Genomic DNA, 24,449 nt, shown 5'->3' on the forward strand with positions numbered 1-24,449 from the left:
AAATTGGATTGGAAGGTATGTAACCCACTTCACCTTAGGTGTGTGAATGGATTCGCGCACATGCCTGTGATTATTCAGGGCCACCGCCCCCGGCGCCCCCGCCCGCGTCCCCGCCGCACCCGCCCGGCCCTCCCGCGTCCCCGCCCGACCCGCCAAGGCCGCCTCGTCCCTCCCCCCAGGTGTTCTGTGACACTTGAAGGGTTGAAAAACCGAGGTGCGCCCCACCCGCGCCTCCCTGCAACCTAGAGGGATGCCCCCAGTGAGTTCTCCCGTAGCCCAGCCCGCCGATGCAGCCACCATCGGAGCGCTGGCCGCCCGGCTGCCCGAGCTGATGCTCCGCGACCAGCAGCGGATCGGCCGGCGGCTGGACGGCACCCGCCGGGTCCGCAGCCCCGAGGCCCGCCAGAAGATCGCCGAGGAGCTGGCCGCCGACGTCGCCAAGGCCGAGCTCCGGGTGGAGCAGCGCCGGGCCGCCGTCCCCGCGATCAGCTATCCGCAGGAACTGCCGGTCTCCCAGAAGAAGGACGACATCCTGGCGGCGATCCGGGACCACCAGGTGGTGATCGTCGCGGGGGAGACCGGCTCCGGCAAGACCACCCAGATCCCCAAGATCTGTCTCGAGCTGGGCCGCGGCGTCAAGGGCCTGATCGGCCACACCCAGCCCCGCCGGATCGCCGCCCGCACGGTCGCCGACCGGGTCGCCGAGGAGCTGAACACCCCGCTCGGCGAGGCCGTCGGCTGGAAGGTCCGGTTCACCGACCAGGTGGGCCAGGACACCCTGGTCAAGCTGATGACCGACGGCATCCTGCTGGCCGAGATCCAGACCGACCGCGAGCTGCGCCAGTACGACACCCTGATCATCGACGAGGCGCACGAGCGCAGCCTCAACATCGACTTCCTGCTCGGCTACCTGAAGCAGCTGCTCCCCCGCCGCCCCGACCTCAAGGTCGTGATCACCTCGGCGACCATCGACCCGGAGCGGTTCGCCGAGCACTTCCACGGCGCCCCGATCGTCGAGGTGTCCGGCCGCACCTACCCGGTCGAGGTCCGCTACCGCCCGCTGGTCGAGGAGGGCGACGGCGCGGACGAGGACGAGGCGGACCGCGACCGCGACCGGGACCAGGTGCAGGCGATCTGCGAGGCGGTCGAGGAGCTCCAGGCCGAGGGCCCCGGCGACATCCTGGTCTTCCTCTCCGGCGAGCGGGAGATCCGCGACACCGCGGACGCCCTCACCAAGCTGAAGCTGAAGTTCACCGAGATCCTCCCGCTCTACGCCCGGCTCTCCTCCGCCGAGCAGCACCGGGTCTTCCAGCGCTCCAACAGCCGCCGGGTGGTGCTGGCCACCAACGTCGCCGAGACCTCGCTGACCGTCCCCGGCATCAAGTACGTGATCGACCCGGGCACCGCCCGGATCTCCCGCTACAGCCACCGCACCAAGGTCCAGCGGCTGCCGATCGAGGCGGTCAGCCAGGCCAGCGCCAACCAGCGCAAGGGCCGCTGCGGCCGCACCTCGGACGGCATCTGCATCCGGCTCTACTCGGAGGAGGACTTCCTCTCCCGCCCGGAGTTCACCGACGCCGAGATCCTGCGCACCAACCTCGCCTCGGTGATCCTCCAGATGACCGCGGCCGGCCTCGGCGACATCGCCGCCTTCCCGTTCCTGGACCCGCCGGACTCGCGCAACATCAAGGACGGCGTCAGCCTGCTGCACGAGCTCGGCGCCCTCGACCCGGACGAGAAGGACCACCGCAAGCGCCTCACCCCGCTCGGCCGCAAGCTCGCCCAGCTGCCGGTCGACCCCCGGATGGCCCGGATGGTGCTGGCCGCCGACGAGCTCGGCTGCGTGCGCGACGTGATGGTGATCGCCGCCGCGCTCTCCATCCAGGACCCGCGCGAGCGCCCGGCCGACAAGCGCCAGGCCGCCGACGAGCGGCACCGCCGGTTCACCTCCGAGACCTCCGACTTCCTCTCCCACCTGGCCATGTGGCGCTACGTCAGGGAGCAGCAGCGGGAGCTCTCCTCCTCGGCCTTCCGCCGGATGTGCAAGACCGAGTTCCTGAACTACCTGCGGATACGCGAGTGGCAGGACGTCTACACCCAGCTGCGCACGGTGGCCAAGCAGCTCGGCGTGACGATCGACGAGCCGCATCCCGACGCGGAGCCGGACGCCGACCGGATCCACCAGGCGCTGCTCTCCGGCCTGCTCTCGCACATCGGCCTGTTCGACGTGGAGAAGCGCGAGTACGGCGGCGCCCGCGGTTCGCGGTTCGCGGTCTTCCCGGGGTCCGGCCTGTTCAAGAAGCCGCCGCGCTGGGTGATGTCCGCCGAGCTGGTGGAGACCTCGCGGCTGTGGGCCCGGGTGAACGCGAAGATCGAGCCGGAGTGGGTCGAGCCGCTGGCCGGCCACCTGATCAAGCGCAGCTACAGCGAGCCGCACTGGGAGAAGAAGGCCGGCGCCGTGCTGGCGTACGAGAAGGTCACGCTCTACGGCGTGCCGATCGTGGCCCAGCGCAAGGTCAACTACGGCCGGATCGACCAGGAGCTCTGCCGGGAGCTGTTCATCCGCAACGCCTTGGTGGAGGGCGACTGGGAGACCCACCACAAGTTCTTCGCGGAGAACCGCACGCTGCTCTCCGAGGTCGAGGAGCTGGAGAACCGGGCCCGCCGCCGCGACATCATGGTGGACGACCAGACCCTGTTCGACTTCTACGACGCCCGGCTCCCCGAGGACATCGTCTCCACCCGGCACTTCGACTCCTGGTGGAAGAAGGCCCGGCACGAGCAGCCGGACCTGCTGAACTTCGAGAAGTCGATGCTGATCAACCGGTCGGCCGACGGGGTCACCGAGGCCGACTACCCGGACCACTGGCAGCAGGGCAAGCTCCGGTTCAAGCTGACCTACCAGTTCGAGCCGGGCAGTGACGCGGACGGCGTCACGGTGCACATCCCGCTCCCGGTGCTCAACCAGGTCACCTCCGAGGGCTTCGACTGGCAGATCCCGGGCCTGCGGGCCGAGCTGGTGACGGCGTACATCCGGGCGCTGCCGAAGGCGATCCGGCGCAACTTCGTGCCCGCCCCGGACTTCGCGGCGGCCGCGCTGAAGCAGGTGCAGGACCGTCAGGAGCCGTTGCTGCCGACCCTGGAGCGGGTCCTGCAGCGGATGTCGGGCATCGTGATCCCGCCGGAGGCCTGGGACGACAGCCGGGTGCCGGACCACCTGCGGGTGACCTTCCGGGTGGTGGACGGCAAGCGGAAGCTGGCCGAGTCCAAGGACCTGGAGGAGCTGCGGCTCAAGCTCAAGCCCAAGCTGAGCGAGACGCTCTCCACGGCCGCCTCCGGCAAGGGCATCGAGCAGCGCGGGCTCAGCGCCTGGCCCGAGGGGCTGCCCGCGCTGCAGCGCACCTTCGAGCAGCGCTCGCGCGGCCACTCGCTGCGCGCCTACCCGGCGCTGGTGGACGAGACCGACTCGGTGGCGATCAAGCTCTTCGACACCCCCGAGGACCAGCAGCAGGCGATGTGGGCGGGCACCCGGCGGCTGCTGATGCTCCGGGTGAACTCCCCGGCCAAGTCGATCCAGGGCCGCCTGGGCAACCAGGCCAAGCTCGCCCTGTCGCACAACCCGCACGGCTCGGTGCCCGCGCTGTTCGAGGACATCGTGGCCGCCGCCACGGACCGGCTGATGGCCCTGAACGGCGGCCCCGCCTGGGACGAGGAGTCCTTCACCAAGCTGTACGACAAGGTGCGCGCCGACCTGTACGAACTGTCGGCGGACACCACCCTCAAGACGGCGACCGCACTGATCGCCTTCCAGAAGGCGTCGAGCCGCTTGAAATCGGTGAGCAGCCCGGTGCTGCTGACCGCGGTCAACGACGTCCGGCTGCACCTCGCCTCACTGGTGCACGCCGGTTTCGTCACCGAGACCGGCTGGCAGCGCCTGCCCGACCTGAAGCGCTATCTGATCGCGGTCGACCGGCGACTGGAGGCGCTGCCCAACCACCCCCAGCGGGACATGCAGCACCTGCAGAAGGTCCAGGAGGTCCAGCGGGCGTACGGGGAGCTGCTGGCCCGGGTGCCGGCCGGCCGGCAGCCCTCGGCGGAGGTCCGGCAGATCCGCTGGATGATCGAGGAGCTCCGGGTGAGCTTCTTCGCCCAGGGTCTGGGCACCCCGGCCCCCGTGTCGGAGAAGCGCATCATGAAGGCGATGGAGGCCGCCGCGAGCACGCTCTGAGCTGCGACGGGGGCCTTCGGGAGCCGGTTCGACCTGGGGGCCCCACATGCAGTACGATCTGTCTTGTTCGCAAGCGAGAGCAGGCGGGCAAGGATCAGATCTCTGGTCCCGTGGAGCAGTTGGTTAGCTCGCCACCCTGTCAAGGTGGAGGTCGCGGGTTCAAGTCCCGTCGGGATCGCAGTGAAGCAAGGCCCGGAACCGCAAGGTTCCGGGCCTTGCTGTTTTCCCCGACGCCCCGTCAGGTCGCATGTACCCCAGTCTAGGTCTAGACCACAAGGTAACGGGCATGTGACGGTCGTCACTTATCTTTTCCTGAGACCCGTCATCACACACCCCCCTCAGGACCGCCATAATTTAATATATAAAATTGTACATGCATTCACGCTAATTCCCCCCACCCCCATCGGCCTCAATAGGAATGCCCGCCTCCGGCACCACCCCGAAGGGATTCCGGCATGCCGAAGGGGCCGCATCCAGGACCCGGCGGAGTCCAGGGATACAGCCCCTTCGGAAAGACTTCAGCGAGGCCCTCAGGCCTCGGTACGCTGCGCCGGAATCCCGGCCAGCAGAGCACGCACCTCCGCCTCACGGTACCGGCGGTGGCCGCCGAGAGTGCGAATGGACGTGAGCTTGCCTGCCTTGGCCCAGCGGGTGACCGTCTTGGGGTCAACGCGGAACATCGTGGCTACCTCTGCCGGCGTCAGCAGTGGCTCAGCGTCAGGGGTACGAGCGGTCATGAGCGGCCTCCTCGGGAGAACCGAACCAGGGCGGTTCTATCCTTCAAATTCTGCACCTTGGCCCGCGATGCCCGAAATGGCACAGACGGGCCGAGTCGGTTATAGGACGAACGGCTTGTCCTGGTGTCTACAACTACACCATCCGTCCAGCCCCATCGACCAAACCGCCAAAATTGACCCTCACGGGTTCAAGAGCGACGGAAGGCCATGGACCCTCCCATAGCGGACAGTCACCCCACGGTGACGTCCGGTTACGGCAGGACCAGACCCACTGTTTCTCCGCAAAGAGCACACCAACGGCAGATCCACCCAAACGTGGACACACTTGAGTGAACTTGGGCTGGTTGTCCCATTTTTGCACATAGGGGTAAGTTCGCGTCAACGGTGAGTAGTGTCACGTTCGCGGGGTATTGACCCGAACCGGGACCATCGTCACCACCGTGGTGCCGAAGGTCCGTACCTTTCTCACTCCATCCTCACCCGACGCACTGACATCAGGCCAGACCCCGGCGACCACCGGGCCGTGAGAACCGGTCAGCCGGTCGGCCGGGCCGAGGCCGGCCCGCCGTCAGCTGGTCTGCCGCAGGGCCAGCACCTGCCGCCAGCGCGCGGTCACCGACTCGTAGGCCTGCACGGCCGCGGCCGCGTCCCCCGCGCCCAGCGCGCCCAGACCGGCCTCGACCACCCCCACCGACCGCTCCTCGGCCAGCCAGCCGGGCCCCAGCAGGTGCACCAGGCCCCCGTAGTCGAGCTCCACCAGCGAGCGCGGGTGGAACTCCTCCAGCCAGCGGCCGACCTGCTCCACCCCCTTCACCAGCCCCCGGGTGCGGCCCTCCCCGGAGGGGGTGCGCAGCCGCAGCGCCCGGTACCCCCTGGCCACCCGGCGGCGGGCCTGCACCATCGAGGTCAGGTAGAACAGCGCGGCCGGCTCGGCCGGCCCCCGCGCGCCCCGGTCCGGCACCGCCGGGACGTACCTGCGGTCCTCCTCGCCGAACAGCGGGAACCAGCGCAGCGGCACCTCCCAGCGGCTGGTCAGGATCCACGGCCGGGCATCCGGGTGGGCCAGCCGCCAGCGCTCCCGGTCGGCCACCGCGGCGGCCCGTACGGCCGGCGGCAGCACGGTGTCCAGCAGCGCCACCGGCAGCGCCCCGGCCAGCTCCTCCAGCGCCTGCCAGCTGCGCAGCCGGGTGGTCCACGGGCAGATGTAGGTGACCCCGTCCACCAGCCGCACGTAGGCCCGGCCGTCCTCGTGCTCGGGCAGCGGCCTCGGGGTGCGGGCCGCCAGCTCGGCGAGCGCCGCCCGCTGCTCGGCCAACGCCGCCGCGGCCACCGGCCGGTGGGGCCCGGCCGCGTCCGGCCCGTGCGCGGCCGCCCAGGCCTGCCAGCGGGCCCGCTCCGGCTCCGGGTAGGCGGCGAGCGGCTCGTACACCCGCAGATGGGCGGCGTACGGCGGGAGCACCGAGGTTCGCACAGCGGTCACAGACGGCATCGTCGCACGTGGCCGGGGCCGCCGGGGAGGGTGCCGCCGAGCCGCCCCGCTCGTTATGTCTCAGGGACCGTCAGGGGGCAGATCCGGGCCCACCTCCAGGGCTAGGCTTCGATACAGACGCCCGCACCACCGCCGCGGGCCCGCAAATACTGGAGTCACCACAGTGACCGACGTACACACCGCATCCGCGACGCACCCCGCACCCGGCGTGCTCGGCAGGATCTTCGGTACCGCCCAGGACGGCACCCCCGGCGACGGGCACGAGCAGGTCGTCCTCTGCCACGACCGGTCCTCCGGTCTCAAGGCGATCATCGCCATCCACTCCACCGCGCTGGGCCCCGCGCTCGGCGGCACCCGCTTCCACCGGTACGACACCGAGGAGGAGGCGCTGGAGGACGCGCTGCGGCTGTCCCGCGGCATGAGCTACAAGAACGCGCTGGCCGGCCTCGACCTCGGCGGTGGCAAGGCCGTCATCATCGGCGACCCGAACGAGGTGAAGACCGAGGCGCTGCTGCGCGCCTACGGCCGCTTCGTGCAGTCCCTGCGCGGCCGCTACATCACCGCCTGCGACGTGGGCACCTACGTCCAGGACATGGACGTCGTGGCCCGCGAGACCGAGTTCGTCACCGGCCGCTCGCCGGAGAACGGCGGCGCCGGCGACTCCTCCATCCTGACCGCCTTCGGCGTGTTCCAGGGCATGCGCGCCTCCGCCCAGGCCCGCTGGGGCCAGCCCACCCTGCGCGGCCGGCGGGTCGGCGTGGCCGGTGTCGGCAAGGTCGGCCACTACCTGGTCGGCCACCTGGTCGCGGACGGCGCCGACGTGGTGATCACCGACGTCTCCGAGGCCGCGGTGAACCGGGTCCGGGCCGCCCACCCGGAGGTCGAGGTGGTGGCCGACACCGCCGCGCTGATCCAGGCCAAGCTGGACGTCTACGCCCCCTGCGCGCTCGGCGGGGCGCTGGACGACCACACGGTGGGCGCGCTGGGTGCCCAGGGCACCGCGGTGGTCTGCGGCGCCGCCAACAACCAGCTGGCCCACACCGGCGTGGAGAAGGACCTGGCCGACCGCGGCATCCTCTACGCGCCGGACTACCTGGTGAACTCCGGCGGCGTGATCCAGGTCGCCGACGAGATCGACGGCTTCAACTTCGAGCGCGCCAAGAACAAGGCCACCAAGATCTTCGACACCACCCTGGAGATCTTCACCCGGGCCGCGGCGGACGGCGTCCCGCCGGCGGTCGCGGCCGACCGGCTGGCCGAGAAGCGGATGCGGGAGATCAGCGCCCTGCGCTCGGTCCTGCTGCCGGGTGCACGCAGGTCCTGACCGTGAGTGAGGGGGGCGGATCGGATTCGCCCCCCTCGCATCACAATGTGGAACCGGATTCTCAGTTCGTAGCCCGAACGGGGGATCCTCAGGCCCCCGACAGGGGATAATCTCTGCGGGTACGACGGGTCCGGCCAAGCTCCGGGCAGCCTGCAAAAGCCCGAAAACCCTCCTGTGACCTGGATGGACCTGGTCTCGGGGGGCGGCGGTGCGCGCCACGTCACACGCGCGACGTACCGTACGGCGGCGGAAACAGGTACCGTTAATGCTCCAAGGGACGGCTTTCCCACTTCGGGCAGGCCGGCCTGATGATCCACACGTGTCAGACTCGGGGCCGTGAGCCCCATCGTTGAGGGGGTCGACCCATGGGGCGCGGCCGGGCCAAGGCCAAGCAGACGAAGGTCGCCCGCGAGCTGAAGTACAACAGCGGCGGGTTCGACGCTAACCGTCTGTCCAGCGAGCTGGGCGTATCGCCCTCTACCGCTTCGATCGAGCCTGAGCCGATCGAGGACGAGGACGAGGACGATCCCTACGCGGCGTACGCGGACTACTACGCCGACGATGAGGACGACGACGCGGAGGCCGACAGCGGCCCGTCCCGCCGCCGGGCCTAACAGCTTGCACCGGGCCGGCCCGGGCGCTCACGAGCGCCCGGGCCGGTCTTCGGCGTGCCCGCGTGCCCGCGTGCCGCGGCGGCGCCGCTCGTCGTGACATCGGCCGGTGGGCCGGGTGCCCCCGGCTCCCGGTGCACCGGCGAGAACGCCTGAGGGGCCCCCGCGCGCCGCGGGGGCCCCTCAGGCGTACCGGGGGCCTCAGCCGAGGTCGAAGCCGTCGTAGGCGTTGTACAGCGCCGCGCCGCCCTCGTGCTCCTCGGAGCGGTCCACGATGTCGCCGAGCAGCCAGGCCTCGACCCCGCGGTCCTCCAGGATCGACAGCACCACGTCGACCGACTCCGGCGGGACCACGGCGACCATGCCGATGCCCATGTTCAGGGTCTTCTCGATCTCCAGCGCGGCCATCCGGCCGACCTGGGCGACGGTCTGGAAGACCGGCAGCGGGGACCAGGTGCCGCGGTCCAGCCGGGCGTGCAGGCCGTCCGGGATGACCCGGGCCAGGTTGGCCGCCAGGCCGCCGCCGGTGACGTGCGAGAAGGCGTGGATCTCGGTGGCCCGGGCGAGCGCCAGGCAGTCCAGCGAGTAGATCCGGGTCGGCTCCAGGAGCTCCTCACCGAGCGTGCGGCCGAACTCCTCGACCTGGCGGTCGAGCTTCCAGCCGGCCTGGTTCAGCAGCACGTGGCGGACCAGCGAGTAGCCGTTGGAGTGCAGGCCGGAGGCGGCCATCGCGATCACCACGTCGCCGGCCCTGACCCGCTCGGCGCCCAGCAGCGCGTCCGCCTCGACCACACCGGTGCCCGCGCCGGCCACGTCGTAGTCGTCCGGGCCGAGCAGGCCCGGGTGCTCGGCGGTCTCGCCGCCGATCAGCGCGCAGCCGGCCAGCGTGCAGCCCTCGGCGATGCCCTTGACGATCGCGGCGACCCGCTCGGGGTGGACCTTGCCCACGCAGATGTAGTCGGTCATGAAGAGCGGCTCGGCGCCGCAGACCACCAGGTCGTCGACGACCATGCCGACCAGGTCGTGGCCGATGGTGTCGTGCTTGTCCATGGCCTGGGCGATGGCCACCTTGGTGCCCACGCCGTCGGTGGCGGAGGCCAGCAGCGGGCGCTCGTAGCGCTTGAAGGCGGAGGCGTCGAACAGCCCGGCGAAACCGCCCAGGCCGCCGACCACCTCGGGGCGGTTGGTCTTGCGCACCCACTGCTTCATGAGCTCGACGGCGCGGTCGCCGGCCTCGATGTCGACGCCTGCGGCGGCGTAGGTGGCGCCGGTCTGGTTGCTGGTCACTGCGGTGGCCCTTCCGGGTCAAGGGGTGGAAACAGGGGTGGGTCAACCACGAGGGGCGCGAGGTGCGGCGCGACCGGGGCACGAGGTACGTGCCCGTTCGGTCGCGCAGCCCCCCGCGCCCCTGCGGTGGTCTCCCGTCAGCACACGTCTACGGGCGCCGCAGCGCGTCGGCCGCGCCGTGTCCGCCGAGCAGGGACTGGACACCGTCCAGGTCGCTGGTGGGCTTGCCGCGGACGGCCGGCTTCTGCTGGCTGCCGGCGATCTCGGCCTCCAGCAGCAGCTTGCCGAGCAGGGCCGGGTCCGGCAGCTCCATCGGGTACTCGCCGTCGAAGCAGGCCCGGCAGAGGTTGTCCTTGGGCTGCGCGGTCGCCTCGATCATGCCCTCGATCGAGATGTACGACAGCGAGTCCGCGCCCAGCGTGCGGCCGATCTCCTCGACGGTCATCCCGTTGGCGATCAGCTCCGCGCGGGTGGCGAAGTCGATGCCGAAGAAGCACGGCCACTTGACCGGCGGCGAGGAGATCCGGATGTGCACCTCGGCGGCGCCCGCCTCGCGGAGCATCCGCACCAGCGCGCGCTGGGTGTTGCCGCGGACGATCGAGTCGTCCACGACCACCAGCCGCTTGCCGGCGATGACCTCCTTGAGCGGGTTGAGCTTGAGCCGGATGCCGAGCTGCCGGATGGTCTGGCTGGGCTGGATGAAGGTGCGCCCGACGTAGGCGTTCTTCACCAGGCCGGAGCCGTACGGGATGCCGCTGGCCTCGGCGTACCCGATCGCGGCGGGGGTGCCGGACTCGGGCGTCGCTATCACCAGGTCGGCCTCGACCGGGGCCTCCTTGGCCAGCCGGCGGCCCATCTCCACCCGGGAGAGGTGCACGTTACGGCCGGCGATGGAGGTGTCGGGGCGGGCCAGGTAGACGTACTCGAAGACGCAGCCCTTGGGCTTGGCCTCGGCGAAGCGGGAGGTCCGCATGCCGTTCTCGTCGATGGCGATCAGCTCGCCGGGCTCCACCTCGCGGATGAAGGAGGCGCCGCAGATGTCGAGCGCCGCCGTCTCGGAGGCGACCACCCAGCCGCGCTCCAGGCGGCCGAGCACCAGCGGGCGGATGCCCTGCGGGTCGCGGGCCGCGTAGAGGGTGTGCTCGTCCATGAAGACCAGCGAGAAGGCGCCCTTGACCTTGGGCAGGACCTGCTTGGCGGTGTCCTCGATGGACAGCTCCGGGTAGCCGGCCAGCAGGGCCGTCACCAGGTCGGTGTCGTTGGTCGCCGCCGTCCGGCCGGAGCGCGAGATGTGCTCCTCACCGGGGAGTTCGGCGACCATCGCCGCCAGTTCGGCGGTGTTGACCAGGTTTCCGTTGTGCCCGAGGGCGAGCGAACCGTGAACGGTCGCACGGAAGGTCGGCTGGGCGTTCTCCCAGACCGAGGACCCGGTGGTCGAGTAGCGGGCATGTCCGACGGCGATATGCCCGTGCAGGGATCCCAGCGAGGCCTCGTCGAAGACCTGGGAGACGAGCCCCATGTCCTTGAAGACCAGAATCTGGGAGCCGTTGCTCACTGCGATGCCCGCGGATTCCTGTCCGCGGTGCTGCAGGGCATAGAGGCCGAAGTACGTGAGCTTCGCGACCTCCTCGCCGGGGGCCCAGACCCCGAAGACGCCGCAAGCGTCCTGAGGTCCTTTCTCGCCGGGAAGAAGATCGTGATTGAGTCGTCCGTCACCACGTGGCACGCCTTCGAGTCTAGGGCAGTTCCGTACGCCTTCCCGAACAGGGGAGGCCCCGGATATTGGCCGATCGAATGGCGACGCGCGTAGACAAAACCCCTTACACGCCGGCGCATTTCTCGTCCGACTATTCGTCGAAGTGGCGCACGCCCTTGTCGCACGCGCCCGGCGCGCGGATCGGAAGGTCCGAGCGCCGGCGCGCCGCGAGCCCGGACGTGATGCTGCTCACCTGGCAGGCAGCAGCAGTTCCCACGCCCCCGCGTGCACCGTCCAGGTGCGCGCCCGGACCGGGCCGACCCGGGCGCCGTCCGCCTCGTAGCCGAAGTGCCGGCCCGCGACGCTGAGGCTGGCCACCCGGTGCTGCTGCGGCGGGCCGCCGAGCCGCAGGGTCAGCTCGAGAACGCCGTCCACCGGCACCACCCGGACCAGCCGGACCGGCTGGTGCAGATCGACCAGCAGCCGGCCGTCCGCCTCGATCCGGAGCTCCGCCGCCGACGCCTTAGCCTGCTCGGCCGCAGCGAATTTCGCCCATAGCGAACGCAAGCCCCCTGAACGGCTCAGTCCGTCCCCCGTTCGCGGGGGTCCGATCCGGACCTCGGCGAGCACCACCCCACCGCCGTCGTCCACCAGCAGGTCCAGCTTGCGCGGGCTGCCACCGAGCACCGCACGGGCCGCGGCGACCGGTTCGACCGGCACCCCCATCGCCCGCACCGCCCCGGTGACGGCGGGCCGGCCCACCGGGACCACGCCGACCGGGTCCGCACCCAACTCACGCTGCCGGTGCAGGGCCTGCAGCACCCGCTGGAGCGCCAGATCCGATCCGATCACCACCGGTCGGCGGCGGCCGCGGTGGGAGAGCACCCGGTCGAGTTCGGACGGGCTCTCGGGCAGCACCACCTTGACGTCCGCGCCCCCGCACAGCACGTCCTTGGCGATCCGCACCGACTCCCCGTCGGTCTGCTTGGCCGCCGGGTCGAGGAGTACCAGGAGCGGCCCGGGCCCGCTGTGGTCCGCCGGGTGGGATGCGGGCGTGGACAGGGACGACACGACCGGTCCTTCCTCAGGTAATCTCTCGGTGCAAGAGCCCCTTGCGCTATTGCGCCAGGGGCTTCGTCTATCTCGGGTCAGACTGCGGCCTACGCAGGATGCCCCAACCGGAAGGGGTGTACGCCTGTGCCGGCACTCGTGCTCGTTGGCGCCCAGTGGGGAGACGAGGGCAAGGGGAAGGCGACCGACCTCCTCGGTGGCTCCGTCGACTACGTCGTCCGTTACCAGGGCGGCAACAACGCGGGCCACACGGTGGTCATCGGCGACCAGAAGTATGCACTGCACCTGCTGCCTTCCGGCATCCTCAGCTCGAACGTGGTCCCGGTCATCGGCAACGGCGTGGTCATCGACCCGGGCGTGCTGCTCTCCGAGCTCAGCGGTCTGAACGAGCGCGGCATCGACACCTCGAAGCTGCTGATCTCGGGCAACGCCCACCTGATCACCCCGTACCACCGCACCCTGGACAAGGTCACCGAGCGCTTCCTCGGCAAGCGCCGGATCGGCACCACCGGCCGCGGCATCGGCCCGGCGTACGCGGACAAGATCAACCGCGTCGGCATCCGGGTGCAGGACCTCTTCGACGAATCGATCCTCCGCCAGAAGGTCGAAGCGGCGCTGCACGACAAGAACCAGCTGCTGGTCAAGCTCTTCAACCGCCGCGCCATCCCGGCCGAGCTGGTGGTCGAGGAGTACCTGGGCTACGCCGACAAGATCCGCCCGTTCCTCTCCGACACCACCCTGGTGCTGGACGAGGCGCTCAAGGCGAACAAGGTCGTCCTGCTGGAGGGCGGCCAGGGCACCCTGCTGGACGTCGACCACGGCACGTACCCCTTCGTGACCTCGTCGAACCCGACCGCCGGCGGTGCCTGCACCGGTGCGGGCATCGGCCCGACGAAGATCGACCGGGTGATCGGCATCCTCAAGGCCTACACCACCCGCGTCGGCTCCGGCCCGTTCCCGACCGAGCTGCTGGACGAGGACGGCGACGCGCTGCGCCGGATCGGCGGCGAGCGCGGGGTCACCACCGGCCGGGACCGCCGCTGCGGCTGGTTCGACGCGGTGATCGCGCGCTACGCGACCCGGGTCAACGGCCTGACCGACTTCTTCCTCACCAAGCTGGACGTGCTGACCGGCTGGGAGCAGATCCCGGTCTGCGTCGCGTACGAGATCGACGGCCGCCGGGTCGAGGAGCTCCCGTACAACCAGTCCGACTTCCACCACGCCAAGCCGATCTACGAGACGCTGCCGGGCTGGACCGAGGACATCAGCAAGGCCCAGACCTTCGCCGACCTGCCGAAGAACGCGCAGGCCTACGTGAAGGCGCTGGAGGAGATGTCGGGTGCCCCGATCTCCGCGATCGGCGTCGGCCCCGGCCGGACCGAGACGATCCAGATCAACTCCTTCATCTGACGCGTCCGCGCAGACCCGGAAGGCCCCGCACCGGAGTGCGGGGCCTTCCCCTTGGCCTCGGTCATTTGAACTAGTGCATAGTACTGTTGCCTCTAGTGCAAAACGCGGCTACCTTCAGGGGCATGACCGCGCGACTGCCCTCCCCCGTCACGCTCACCGGCACCCACGTCCGGTTGGAGCCGCTCACCGAGGACCACACCGCCGACCTGTTCGAGGCCGCCGGCGGCGACGAGGAGGTGTGGCGCTGGATCCCGGTGCCGATGCCGCGCACCGAGCAGGAGCTGCGCCGGGTGAACGCCGACCGGATCGCCGATCCCGCCTGCCTGCCGTTCGCGGTGGTCCACCTCGCCACCGGCCGGGCGGTCGGGGTGAGCTGCTACTTCGACTTCAGCGCGCAGGACGAGCTGCTGGAGATCGGCGGCACCTGGTACGGCCGCTCGGTGTGGCGCAGCGAGGTGAACACCGAGGCCAAACTGCTGCTGCTCACGCATGCCTTCGAGGAGCTCGGGATGGGCCGGGTGTGCTGGAAGACCGACCATCGCAACGAGCGCTCGCAGAACGCGATCCGGCGGCTCGGGGCCAGCTACGAGGGCACCTTCCGGCGGGCCAAGCGGCGGCCGGACGGCAGCTGGCGGGACAGCGTGTGGTTCTCGATGCTGAACGACGAATGGCCCGCCGCCAAGGCCCGGCTGAGCGGGCGGCTGGCGGCGGGCCGGGCGTCGGGCTGAGCCGGGCGGGCCGGGCTGCGGAGGGGGCCGGGGTCAGGCGATCGAGGCGGAGACGATCGCGGCGACCGAGATGTTGCAGGCGGCGGTGACCCACACCGCCGGGTGCGGCTCGGGGTCGACCAGGATGGCGCCCAGCTTGCCCGGGGTGAGCAGGTCGACCACCCAGAACGCCACGGCCATCAGCACCAGGCCGAGCAGGCCGAACAGCGCGGTGGAGGCCAGGCCCTTCCCGAACTCCTCGTAGGTGTAGAGGATCGCGGTGAAGACGATGCCGCCGATCCCCAGCAGCGCGGAGCTGAGCACCAGGGCGGCGTTGCGGTTGCGCTCCTGCCAGATCTGGTGGCCGAGCTTGCCCGGCGTCAGCAGGTCGACCAGGCCGACGCCGAGCAGCAGCAGGGCGATGCCGACCGCGCCGAACACGGCGGCGTGCCCGAGGCCGTCGAAGATGTCGTTCATGCTGGGTCCCCCCACGTGTCAAGGATGGCAAAAGATATCCCATGACCGCGGGGCCGCAAGGCCCGATCGGCATCCTCCGGCGCCCCCGCCCGGCGCGGCCGCCCGGGACCTCCCGCCCGCCGCCGCCCGACCGACCGTCAGTCGTTGTGCGACACCAGCTGGTCGACGCAGACCGCGACGGCGAGCACCAGGCCGGGCTCGGCGCCGCCGGTGACCTTGACCCCGTAGGCGTCGCGGATGGTGAACCACTTGCGGGAGACCTCGGCGATCTCGTCGCCGTCCTGCTCGATGGTGAAGTCCTTGTCGATCAGGTCGCCGCGGATCTCCCACTCGCGGCCGTCCTCGAACTCCACGTGGTACTTGTCCCGCAGCGGAGTGAACAGCTTCTTGCGGACGGTGGCGACCACGTCCCCGCCGGCGTTCTCGATCTTCATGGCGTCCCGGACCGTGAGCACCTTCTCCTTGATCACGGCCACCACCTGCCCGGCGGCGTCCTTCAGCTCGAAGGTGTCCCGCAGCCGCAGCACCTTGCCGTCGACCAGGAACGCCTTCTCGCCGTCCTCGCTCTCGATCCAGTAGTCGTCGCCCACCGCGAACAGCCGCTCCCTGACCACGTACTTCATCCCGCAACCCACCTCACATCGCCGTCAAGACCCGATCCGGCCGCCCCACAGCACCGGGCGACCGCCGCCAGCGTAGACCCGCCCCCACCCCACCGTCCGGCAGGCGCCCGCCTGCGGTACGGGCGCTCGCTCCGGCAGGCGCACGGAATGCCTCCGCGGCCCGATGGGGTTGGATGTGAGCATGGCTTCTCGTGCACGCGTACGCGCCCCCGAACTGGTCGGCAAGGGCGGATGGCTCAACACCGGTGGCAAGGATCTGTCGCTGGCGGACTTCCGCGGCAAGATCACGATCCTGGACTTCTGGACCTTCTGCTGCATCAACTGCCTCCACGTCCTGGACGAGCTCCGGGAGCTGGAGGAGAAGCACCGCGACACCGTGGTGATCGTCGGCGTGCACTCGCCCAAGTTCGTCCACGAGGCGGACCACCAGGCCGTGGTGGACGCCACCGCCCGGTACGAGGTGCACCACCCGGTGCTGGACGATCCGGAGCTGGCCACCTGGAAGCAGTACGCGGTGCGGGCCTGGCCCACGCTGGTGGTGGTGGACCCGGAGGGGTACGTGGTCGCGCAGCACGCAGGCGAGGGGCACGCGCACGCGATCGCCCGGCTGGTCGAGGAGCTGGAGGCGGAGCACACGGCCAAGGGCACCCTGCGGCGCGGCGACTCCCCGTACGTGCCGGCCGAGCCGGAGGCGGGCGACCTGCGCTTCCCCGGCAAGGCCGTGCGGCTGCCCGACGGGCACTACCTGGTCGCCGACTCGGGCCACCACTCGCTGGTCGAGCTGGCCGAGGACGGCGAGAGCGTGGTGCGCCGGATCGGCGACGGCGAGCGCGGGCTGGTGGACGGCGCCGCGCCGCGCTTCAGCGAGCCGCAGGGCCTGGCGCTGGTCCCGGCCGGGCTCGACCTCGGCTACGACGTGGTGGTGGCCGACACCGTCAACCACGCGCTGCGCGGCCTCCGGCTGGCCGACGGCACGGTGACCACGCTGGCCGGCACCGGCAGGCAGTGGTGGCAGGGTTCGGCCACCGAGGGCCCGGCCCGTGAGGTGGACCTCTCCTCGCCCTGGGACGTGGCGTTCTTCGCCGGCCGGGTGTGGATCGCGATGGCCGGTGTGCACCAGCTCTGGGCCTTCGACCCGGTGGCCGGCACGGTCGGCGTGACGGCCGGCACCACCAACGAGGGCCTGGTGGACGGGCCGGCCGGCGAGGCCTGGTTCGCCCAGCCGTCCGGGCTGGCCGTCTCCGCGGACGGCGAGCGGCTCTGGGTGGCGGACTCGGAGACCTCGGCGGTGCGCTGGGTTTCACGTGAAACGCTCGCCGTGCACACCGCGGTCGGCACCGGCCTGTTCGACTTCGGGCACCGCGACGGCGCCGCCGGTCAGGCCCTGCTCCAGCACCCGCTGGGTGTCACCGTGCTGCCGGACGGCTCGGTGGCGATCATGGACACCTACAACCATGCGCTGCGCCGCTTCGAGCCGGTCAGCGGCGAGGTGACCACCCTGGCCACCGACCTGCGGGAGCCGTCCGGCGCCGTGGTGGTGGACGGCGACATCGTCGTGGTGGAGTCCGCCCGGCACCGGCTGACCAGGCTGCGGCTGCCCGAGGAGGCGGTCCAGGTCGAGTCGGTGGCGCACCGGACCAGGCGGGCGGCCACCGAGGTGGCCCCGGGCCGGCTGCTGCTGGACGTGGTGTTCTCCGCGCCGAACGGGCAGAAGCTGGACGAGCGCTACGGCCCGTCCACCCGGCTGCTGGTCAGCGCCACCCCGCCGGAGCTGCTGGTCTCCGGCGCGGGCGCGGACAGCGCGCTCGCGCGCGAGCTGGTGCTCTCCGCCGAGGTGCCCGAGGGCGTGCTGCACGTGTCGGCGATGGCCGCCTCCTGCGACGACGACCCGGCGATCGAGTACCCGGCCTGCCATGTCCACCAGCAGGACTGGGGGGTGCCGGTGAAGCTGACCGAGGGCGGCGCCGACCGCCTGCCGCTGGTGCTGGCGGGCATGGAGTGACCCGCCCGGCCGGGGCGTGACCGCCGGGGCGCGCGCGGCAGCGGCGCCCCGGCCCGGCCCGGCCCGGCCGCGGTCAGCCCTCCAGGAACGCCTTGAGCGCGCTGGCCAGCAGGAACGGGTCGTCGGCGCCGCACAGCTCGCGGGCCGAGTGCATGGACAGCGCCGCGATGCCGCAGTCCACCGTGGTGATGCCGAGCCGGGCGGCCGTGATCGGGCCGATCGTGGTGCCGCAGGGCATCGCGTTGTTGGAGACGAAGCTCTGCCAGGGCACCCCGGCCTTCTCGCAGGCGGCGGCGAACACCGCCCGGCCGATCGCGTCGGTCGCGTAGCGGTTGTTGACGTTGACCTTGAGGATCGGGCCGCCGTTCGGCATCGGCCGGTGGCCCGGCTCGTGCCGCTCGCTGTAGTTCGGGTGCACCGCGTGGCCCATGTCCGAGGACAGGCAGACCGTGCCGGCCAGCGCCCGGGCCCGGTCCTCCGGGCCGCCGCCGCGGGCGTACACGGTGCGCTCCAGGACGTTGCCCAGCAGCGGCCCCTGCGCGCCGGTGTCGGACTCGCTGCCGGTCTCCTCGTGGTCGAAGGCGGCGATCACCGGGATGTAGGGCAGGGTGCCGTCCTCGGTCGCGGCGACCGCGGCCAGCGCGGCGGTGGAGGCGTGCACCGAGAGCAGGTTGTCCAGCCGGGGGGCGGCCAGCAGCTCGCGGTCGCGGCCGAGGTAGCAGGGCGGCTGCACGTCGTGGGTCATCAAGTCCCAGCCGACGATCTCGTCGGCCGGCACGTCCGCCCGCTCCGCCACGAACTCGATCAGCGACCCCTCGGTGACCTCGCCGATCCCCCAGATCGGCGTGAGGTGGCGCTGCTTGTCGAGCTTGAGGCCTTCGTTGACCTGGCGGTCCAGGTGGATCGCGAGCTGCGGGACGCGCAGCAGCGGCTCGTCGATCTGGACCAGCCGGACCGAGCCGTCGCGCAGCGCGAGCCGCCCGGACAGGCCGAGGTCGCGGTCCAGCCAGGTGTTCAGCGGGACGCCGCCGTAGATCTCCACGGCCACCTGCCGCCAGCCGGCCGAACCGGTGTCGGGCAGCGGCTTGACCCGCAGGTTCGGCGAGTCGGTGTGCGAGCCCACGATCCGGAACGGGGTCTGCGGGCCGGCCCCCTCCGGGACGTACCAGGCGATCAGCGCGCCCCCGCGGATCACGTACCGGCCACCGGCGGTGGCGCCCCAGGCGTCCGTCTCGAAGACCCGCCGGAAGCCGACCTTCTCGAGGCGCTCGGCGGCGCCGGCCACCGCGTGGAAGGGGGAGGGCGAGGTGCCGAGGTAGGCGATCAGGTCGTCGGTGTGCGTCCGGTCGAAGGAGGCCGGGCGGGCAGCGGTCGACATGTGGCTCCTGGGTTGAGGGAGTTCGGACGCCGGATGGGGGACCGGCTCCGCACCTGAGCATATGCCCGTACACGGACATGACGCCGTGAACTCAAGAACGGTGACACAACGGTGAGCATTGCTGCCCGACCGCGACAGCGGCGCCGGTCAGAGCACCTGTCGGCGGCTTCGGACGGGGCGGGCGCGGCAACGCCGCGGGGCCCGGTGGTGTACCGGGCCCCGCGGTGTGAGGGTGGGTCAGGCGGTCGGAAGGGCGAGGCCTAGAAGGCCTCCTCCGCGAGCTCCATGATCTCGTTGTCGACGCCCTCGGCGATCAGTCGCTGCGGGGTGACGGTGGGCAGGATGTTGCGGGCGAAGAAGCGCGCCGCGGCGACCTTGCCCTGGTAGAACGGGACGTCCTTCTCGGAGGCACCGGCCGCCAGCTTGGCCAGGGCCACCGAGGCCTGGCGCAGCAGCAGCCAGCCGACCACCACGTCGCCGGAGACCATCAGCAGGCGGGTGGTGTTCAGGCCCACCTTGTACATGTTCTTGACGTCCTGCTCGACCGAGGAGAGGTCGACCAGCAGCTTGCCGACGATCGCCTCCAGGTCGCCGGCGGCCTTGGCGAGCAGCTCGCGCTCGGTGGCCAGGGCGTCGCCGCCCTCGGCCGCGCCGAGGAACTTCTGGATCTGCTCGGAGACCGAGGTGAGCGCCTGGCCGCCGTCCTTGACGATCTTCCGGAAGAAGAAGTCGAGGCCCTGGATCGCGGTGGTGCCCTCGTAGAGGGTGTCGATCTTGGCGTCCCGGATGTACTGCTCGACCGGGTACTCCTGCAGGTAGCCGGAGCCGCCGAAGGTCTGCAGCGACTGGGCGAGCTGCTCGTAGGACTTCTCCGAGCCGTAGCCCTTGACGATCGGCAGCAGCAGGTCGTTCAGGCGCTCGGCGGCCTCGTCGCTCTCGCCGCGCAGGCGGGCGGCCAGCACGTCGTCCTGGGTGGAGGCGGTGAACAGGACCAGCGCGCGCATGCCCTCGGCGTAGGCCTTCTGGGTCATCAGCGAGCGGCGGACGTCCGGGTGGTTGGTGATGGTGACCCGGGGGGCGGCCTTGTCCAGGAAGTTGGAGATGTCGGCGCCCTGCACGCGCTCCTTGGCGTACTCCAGCGCGTTCAGGTAGCCGGTGGAGAGGGTGGCGATGGCCTTCGTGCCGACCATCATCCGGGCGAACTCGATGATCTTGAACATCTGGCGGATGCCGTCGACGGTCTCGCCGAGCAGCCAGCCCTTGGCCGGGTGCTTGGCGCCGAAGGTCAGCTCGCAGGTGTTGGAGGCTTTGAGGCCCATCTTGTGCTCGACGTTGGTGGCGTACACGCCGTTGCGCTCGCCGAGCTCGCCGGTGGCCCAGTCGAAGTCGAACTTCGGCACGATGTACAGGCCGAGGCCCTTGGTGCCGAGCTTGCCGCCCTCGGGGCGGGCCAGCACCAGGTGGATGATGTTCTCGGACATGTCGTGCTCGCCCGAGGTGATGAAGCGCTTCACACCCTCGATGTGCCAGGAGCCGTCCTCCTGCTTGACCGCCTTGGTGCGGCCGGCGCCCACGTCGGAGCCCGCGTCCGGCTCGGTCAGCACCATGGTGGCGCCCCACTGGCGCTCGACCATGCGCAGCGCGACCTGCTGCTGCTCCTCGGTGCCCTCGTCGCTCACGACGCCGGCGAAGGCCGGGCCGGAGGAGTACATCCAGATCGCCGGGTTGGAGCCGAGGATCTGCTCCGCGAACGCCCAGACCAGCGAGGACGGGGTGACCTGGCCGCCGATCGCCTCCGGGATGCCCAGGCGCCACCACTCGGCGTCCATGAACGTCTGGTAGCTCTTCTTGAAGGAGGCCGGCACCGGAGCGGTGCTGGTCTCCGGGTCGAACACCGGCGGGTTGCGGTCGGCGTCGACGAAGGACGCGGCCAGGTCGTTCTCGGCCAGCCGCGAGATCTCGCTGAGGATGTTCTTCGCGGTCTCGACGTCCATGTCGGCGAACGGACCGGTGCCGTACACCTGGTCGCGACCGAACACCTCGAAGAGGTTGAACTCCACGTCCCGCAGGTTGGACTTGTAGTGACCCATGACCGTTATCTCCGGTTCGTCTGCTCCGGGGGTCCGCCGCTACGAGCGCCCCACTTACCCGCCAGTAGGCTCCATGATGCTACCCGTTGGTAACTTGTTCAAGCCCTCGGACGTGAAAGCGCTATGAACGTGGTCACGTCCCACAATCCGAGAGCCACCCGCATTGTCCGGATCAGCCGCCGCGCCCGGGCCCCGGGCCCGATAGCCTGTCCCCTGTGTACGGCTACGAGCAGACCGCATACCAGGGTGACCCCTACCAGCAGCAGAACATGCAGCAGGGGATGAACGGCATGCCCGGCTCCGGTCCGTACGGCGACCCCCAGCAGGCCGCCCCCCAGCAGTCTCTCTACCCCGAGCCCTCGCCGCCATCCCTCGCGGACGCCGTCCGCGCCTTCACCACCGGCTCGATGCCGGTCGAGGACTTCCAGGCGATCTTCATCACCTCGAAGGTGTTCTGCCCGCGCGGCGACCGGCCGGGCTTCCTGGCGCTGCACAACACCCCGACCCCGGTGATCCCGATGTTCAGCTCGGTCAAGGAGCTGCGGCGCTACGCCGGCAAGGAGTCCAAGCACTTCAGCGTCTCCGGCGCCGAGGTGCTGGACCTGCTGCCCACCGGCTACGGCTTCGCGCTGGACATGGAGGGCGAGCACCGGATGGTGTTCGACGCCAAGGCCGTGGAGCAGATGGTGGACTTCACGATGCGCCGGATGTACGGCTGACCGACCCCCTCGCGGGGCGACCGGTCCGGCCGCACGGAGTAATGGTTGAACATTCAACTTGCCTATGGTTGAGAATTGAACTAACCTGCTGGATGTAGGCCACAGAACCCCACGAAGGAGGCCGACATGCCCGCCGTGACCGTCGACAACCCGCTGACCCTCCCGCGCGTCGCCACCCCCGACCCGACCCTCACGGTGCCCCGACCGGTCCTCTCGGTGGTCACCGCGCCCGAGGGCTTCGAGGGCGAGGGCTTCCCGGTCCGCCGGGCGTTCGCCAAGGTCAACCAGAAGTACCTCGACCCGTTCATCATGATGGACCAGATGGGCGAGGTGGAGTACGCCGCAGGGGAGCCCAAGGGCACCCCGTGGCACCCGCACCGCGGCTTCGAGACCGTGACCTACCTGATCGACGGCGAGTTCATCCACAAGGACTCGCACGGCGGCGGCGGGCACCTCGGCGGCGGCGACACCCAGTGGATGACGGCCGGCTCCGGCATCCTGCACATCGAGACCCCGCCCGAGTCCCTGGTGGCGGCCGGCGGCCTGTTCCACGGCATCCAGCTCTGGGTCAACCTCCCGGCCAGCGACAAGATGACCGGGCCGCGCTACCAGGACATCCACGGCGGGCACGTCAAGCTGCTCACCACCCCGGACGGCGGCGCGGTGCTCCGGCTGATCGCCGGCGAGCTGGACGGCCACCGCGGCCCGGGTGCCACGCACACCCCGATCACCCTGATGCACGCCACCGTGACCCCCGGCGCACAGGTCACCATCCCCTGGCGGCCCGACTTCAACGCGCTGGTCTACGTGCTGGGCGGCGACGGGAAGGTCGGCGCGGAGGGCCGCCCGGTGCACACCGGCCAGGCCGCGGTCTTCGGGGCCGGCGACACGGTCACCGTCTCGGCCGACACCAAGCAGGACTCGCGTCACCCCAACCTGGACGTGATCATCCTGGGCGGGCAGCCGATCCGGGAGCCGGTCGCCTGGTACGGGCCGTTCGTGATGAACAGCCACCGCGAGCTGCAGCAGGCCATGGAGGACTTCCAGTCCGGGTCCTTCGGCCACCCGATCGACTGATCCCGTCCGGTCCGGACCCAGCTGACCGATCCGGCCCGGCCGACCGAACGGACCCAGCTGACCGACCGGACCCACCGGCCCCGGGCGCGGGCCGGCCCTTCCCCCGGGGCCGGCCCGCGCCCGGCTTCGTCAGAGCCGGGCGTGGACCGCGAGGGCGTCCTCGTGGGTCCTGCCCCGCGGCCACCGCTCGCAGCGCGGGTCGGTCCGCTCCGCCGCGCGCACCCGGGCGATCAGCTCGGCCGGCCCCGACTGCGCCGCCAACCGCAGCGCGTCCGCCCAACTACCCAGCTGGAAGCGGTCGGTGAAGCGGGCGGCGCCGTCGCTGAAGGCGGCCAGCGCGGACACCCCGGCGAGCTTGACCAGGCCGCACTCGGCATAGGCGGCGGCCTTCGGGGAGGCGGCCGCGATCCACGGCCCGCGCCCGGTGTTGCGGGCGGCCCGTACCGCCAGGGCGTACTGCATGTCCAGCGAGGCCCGCTCGGCCGAGCCGGGCGCAGCGGCCCAGGCCTGGCGGCGCAGCTCCTCCCCGCCGGGGAAGCGCTGGTTGTCGCCGATCACCCGGGGCGGGCCGTGCAGCAGATCCAGCACCAGCATCGAGTCGCCCAGCACCAGGTACTCCAGCGAGCTGCCGTGCAGCCGGGCGGCCACCACCATGGCCGCCGGGGTGTTGGGGTGCGCGAGGTCGCAGCGGCCGCCGTGCAGGGCCGCGGTCTCGATGATCGCGTCGGCCAGGCACTCGCCGATCGAGCGGTCGGAGCGGTCCGTCAGCCGGGCCAGCAGGTGCACCCCGAGCCGGCGGACGTACCAGGCGGTGCCGTGGGTGCAGCCGGATTCCAGACCGTCCGGCGAACTCGCGCCGTCCAGCAGCACCAGCGCCTCCGGGGTGGCCGCCGCGAAGTCCTCGTTCGCCCGGTCCGGTCTGCCGGGCTCCCCGGCGAGCTGTACGCGCATCTGGCCAGTGTGGCCGGGCCGGGCGGACCGGGGACAGACTCCGGACCTTGATCCCTCGATGGGGGTGCGGGCCGGTTCCCGGTGGCATCGGTACCAACCGGCACATACCGTCTGAATGTCGGCCTCCCGCGCCGCCGGCGCGCCCGCTGCGAGTCTGGAGCCATCCGATGGTCTGGCAATTCTTCGTCCTCGTGATCGCCGCGATCGCCTTCCCGGTGCTGACCCTGCTCTTCCTGATCGGCGGACCGCACTTCCCCGACGAGCAGCCGTGACCCCGGCGCCGCGGCAGCGGGACCGGTCGCGGACGTGGCAGTCTGTGCCCTGCACATCAGCTCCCGTCCAGGAGGTCCCCGTATGAGCAGCGAAACAGCCGAACCCGAGCAGCAGCCGACCCCCGAGCCGGAGGCGGGCCAGGACGACGTCAAGGCGAAGTTCCTCGCCGCCCTGGAGCGCAAGCACGGCGGCAAGGCGGGCAGCGGCGCCGGCGGCCCCGGTGGCGAGTCGAAGATCCACGGTGCGCACAGCGCCGCGGGCGGCAAGCGCACCTTCCGTCGCAAGAGCGGCGGCTGACG

Annotated in this window: 19 protein-coding genes and 1 tRNA gene; 10 read left to right on the forward strand and 10 right to left on the reverse strand. The window is 71.1% G+C overall.

Annotated features, from left to right (window positions below; translation table 11 throughout):
• Positions 1-250 precede the first annotated feature (250 nt).
• Positions 251-4,228, forward strand: a complete 3,978-nt coding sequence (hrpA, locus tag AB0K43_RS06125; protein ID WP_363636302.1) for an ATP-dependent RNA helicase HrpA — start codon at positions 251-253, stop codon at positions 4,226-4,228.
• A gap of 104 nt (positions 4,229-4,332) precedes the next feature.
• Positions 4,333-4,406, forward strand: a tRNA-Asp gene (locus AB0K43_RS06130).
• A 352-nt stretch (positions 4,407-4,758) separates the two neighbouring features.
• On the opposite strand, the gene bldC is transcribed toward AB0K43_RS06130, so the two are convergent.
• Both bldC and AB0K43_RS06140 read right to left on the reverse strand, forming a co-directional pair.
• On the reverse strand, positions 4,759-4,965 hold the full coding sequence (gene bldC / locus AB0K43_RS06135) for a developmental transcriptional regulator BldC (RefSeq protein WP_014137253.1): 207 nt from the start codon (positions 4,963-4,965) through the stop codon (positions 4,759-4,761).
• A gap of 568 nt (positions 4,966-5,533) precedes the next feature.
• Entirely contained in the window at positions 5,534-6,454 is a 921-nt protein-coding gene (locus AB0K43_RS06140) for a hypothetical protein (protein ID WP_363636304.1), read from the reverse strand.
• Between the two features lie 208 nt (positions 6,455-6,662).
• Here AB0K43_RS06140 and AB0K43_RS06145 point away from each other — a divergent pair, with 208 nt between their 5' ends.
• Positions 6,663-7,778, forward strand: a complete 1,116-nt coding sequence (locus tag AB0K43_RS06145) for a Glu/Leu/Phe/Val dehydrogenase dimerization domain-containing protein (RefSeq protein ID WP_363636728.1) — start codon at positions 6,663-6,665, stop codon at positions 7,776-7,778.
• Positions 7,779-8,143: 365 nt separating this feature from the next.
• The gene (locus AB0K43_RS06150; protein ID WP_350637690.1) at positions 8,144-8,392 is read left to right on the forward strand and encodes a DUF3073 domain-containing protein; all 249 of its coding nucleotides are present in this window, start codon (positions 8,144-8,146) and stop codon (positions 8,390-8,392) included.
• Positions 8,393-8,590: 198 nt separating this feature from the next.
• Here AB0K43_RS06150 and purM read toward each other — a convergent pair whose 3' ends face one another.
• The 3 genes from purM to AB0K43_RS06165 all read right to left on the reverse strand — a co-directional run bounded on the left by purM (position 8,591) and on the right by AB0K43_RS06165 (position 12,443).
• Positions 8,591-9,676 carry a phosphoribosylformylglycinamidine cyclo-ligase gene (gene purM / locus AB0K43_RS06155; protein ID WP_363636306.1) on the reverse strand — a complete coding sequence of 362 codons (1,086 nt, stop codon included), beginning with the start codon at positions 9,674-9,676 and terminating at the stop codon, positions 8,591-8,593.
• A 148-nt stretch (positions 9,677-9,824) separates the two neighbouring features.
• The gene (gene purF, locus AB0K43_RS06160) at positions 9,825-11,402 is read right to left on the reverse strand and encodes an amidophosphoribosyltransferase (protein WP_363636308.1); all 1,578 of its coding nucleotides are present in this window, start codon (positions 11,400-11,402) and stop codon (positions 9,825-9,827) included.
• Positions 11,403-11,621: 219 nt separating this feature from the next.
• The gene (locus AB0K43_RS06165) at positions 11,622-12,443 is read right to left on the reverse strand and encodes a diacylglycerol kinase (protein ID WP_363636310.1); all 822 of its coding nucleotides are present in this window, start codon (positions 12,441-12,443) and stop codon (positions 11,622-11,624) included.
• Between the two features lie 126 nt (positions 12,444-12,569).
• Between AB0K43_RS06165 and AB0K43_RS06170 the strand changes: the two genes are divergently transcribed.
• A complete protein-coding gene (locus tag AB0K43_RS06170; RefSeq protein ID WP_363636312.1) occupies positions 12,570-13,853 on the forward strand; it encodes an adenylosuccinate synthase in 1,284 nt (427 codons plus the stop codon).
• 122 nt (positions 13,854-13,975) lie between these two features.
• Positions 13,976-14,581, forward strand: coding sequence for a GNAT family protein (locus tag AB0K43_RS06175; RefSeq protein WP_363636314.1), 606 nt, complete (start codon positions 13,976-13,978; stop codon positions 14,579-14,581).
• A gap of 33 nt (positions 14,582-14,614) precedes the next feature.
• Here the strand turns inward: AB0K43_RS06175 and AB0K43_RS06180 are convergent, their stop codons facing one another.
• Positions 14,615-15,037: a DUF350 domain-containing protein gene (locus AB0K43_RS06180; RefSeq protein WP_363636316.1), complete on the reverse strand. Its 423-nt coding sequence runs from the start codon at positions 15,035-15,037 to the stop codon at positions 14,615-14,617.
• A gap of 137 nt (positions 15,038-15,174) precedes the next feature.
• Positions 15,175-15,660: an LURP-one-related family protein gene (locus tag AB0K43_RS06185; protein ID WP_363636318.1), complete on the reverse strand. Its 486-nt coding sequence runs from the start codon at positions 15,658-15,660 to the stop codon at positions 15,175-15,177.
• 181 nt (positions 15,661-15,841) lie between these two features.
• Here AB0K43_RS06185 and AB0K43_RS06190 point away from each other — a divergent pair, with 181 nt between their 5' ends.
• Entirely contained in the window at positions 15,842-17,662 is a 1,821-nt protein-coding gene (locus tag AB0K43_RS06190; protein ID WP_363636320.1) for an NHL domain-containing thioredoxin family protein, read from the forward strand.
• A 73-nt stretch (positions 17,663-17,735) separates the two neighbouring features.
• Here the strand turns inward: AB0K43_RS06190 and AB0K43_RS06195 are convergent, their stop codons facing one another.
• Together AB0K43_RS06195 and AB0K43_RS06200 are read right to left on the reverse strand one after the other, a co-directional pair.
• On the reverse strand, positions 17,736-19,040 hold the full coding sequence (locus AB0K43_RS06195) for a M18 family aminopeptidase (RefSeq protein WP_363636322.1): 1,305 nt from the start codon (positions 19,038-19,040) through the stop codon (positions 17,736-17,738).
• Between the two features lie 260 nt (positions 19,041-19,300).
• Positions 19,301-21,130, reverse strand: coding sequence for an acyl-CoA dehydrogenase (locus AB0K43_RS06200; RefSeq protein WP_363636324.1), 1,830 nt, complete (start codon positions 21,128-21,130; stop codon positions 19,301-19,303).
• 290 nt (positions 21,131-21,420) lie between these two features.
• Between AB0K43_RS06200 and AB0K43_RS06205 the strand changes: the two genes are divergently transcribed.
• Positions 21,421-21,849 (forward strand): SseB family protein, encoded by a 429-nt coding sequence (locus AB0K43_RS06205; RefSeq protein WP_363636730.1) that lies wholly within the window; start codon positions 21,421-21,423, stop codon positions 21,847-21,849.
• Between the two features lie 126 nt (positions 21,850-21,975).
• The gene (locus AB0K43_RS06210; protein ID WP_363636326.1) at positions 21,976-22,926 is read left to right on the forward strand and encodes a pirin family protein; all 951 of its coding nucleotides are present in this window, start codon (positions 21,976-21,978) and stop codon (positions 22,924-22,926) included.
• A gap of 129 nt (positions 22,927-23,055) precedes the next feature.
• On the opposite strand, the gene AB0K43_RS06215 is transcribed toward AB0K43_RS06210, so the two are convergent.
• The gene (locus tag AB0K43_RS06215; protein ID WP_363636328.1) at positions 23,056-23,877 is read right to left on the reverse strand and encodes an integrase; all 822 of its coding nucleotides are present in this window, start codon (positions 23,875-23,877) and stop codon (positions 23,056-23,058) included.
• Between the two features lie 354 nt (positions 23,878-24,231).
• On the opposite strand from AB0K43_RS06215, the gene AB0K43_RS06220 reads away from it, so the two are divergent.
• On the forward strand, positions 24,232-24,447 hold the full coding sequence (locus AB0K43_RS06220; protein WP_363636330.1) for a DUF5302 domain-containing protein: 216 nt from the start codon (positions 24,232-24,234) through the stop codon (positions 24,445-24,447).
• Positions 24,448-24,449 lie beyond the last annotated feature (2 nt).

This window comes from Kitasatospora sp. NPDC049258 (assembly GCF_040678895.1).
GTDB lineage: Bacteria > Actinomycetota > Actinomycetes > Streptomycetales > Streptomycetaceae > Kitasatospora.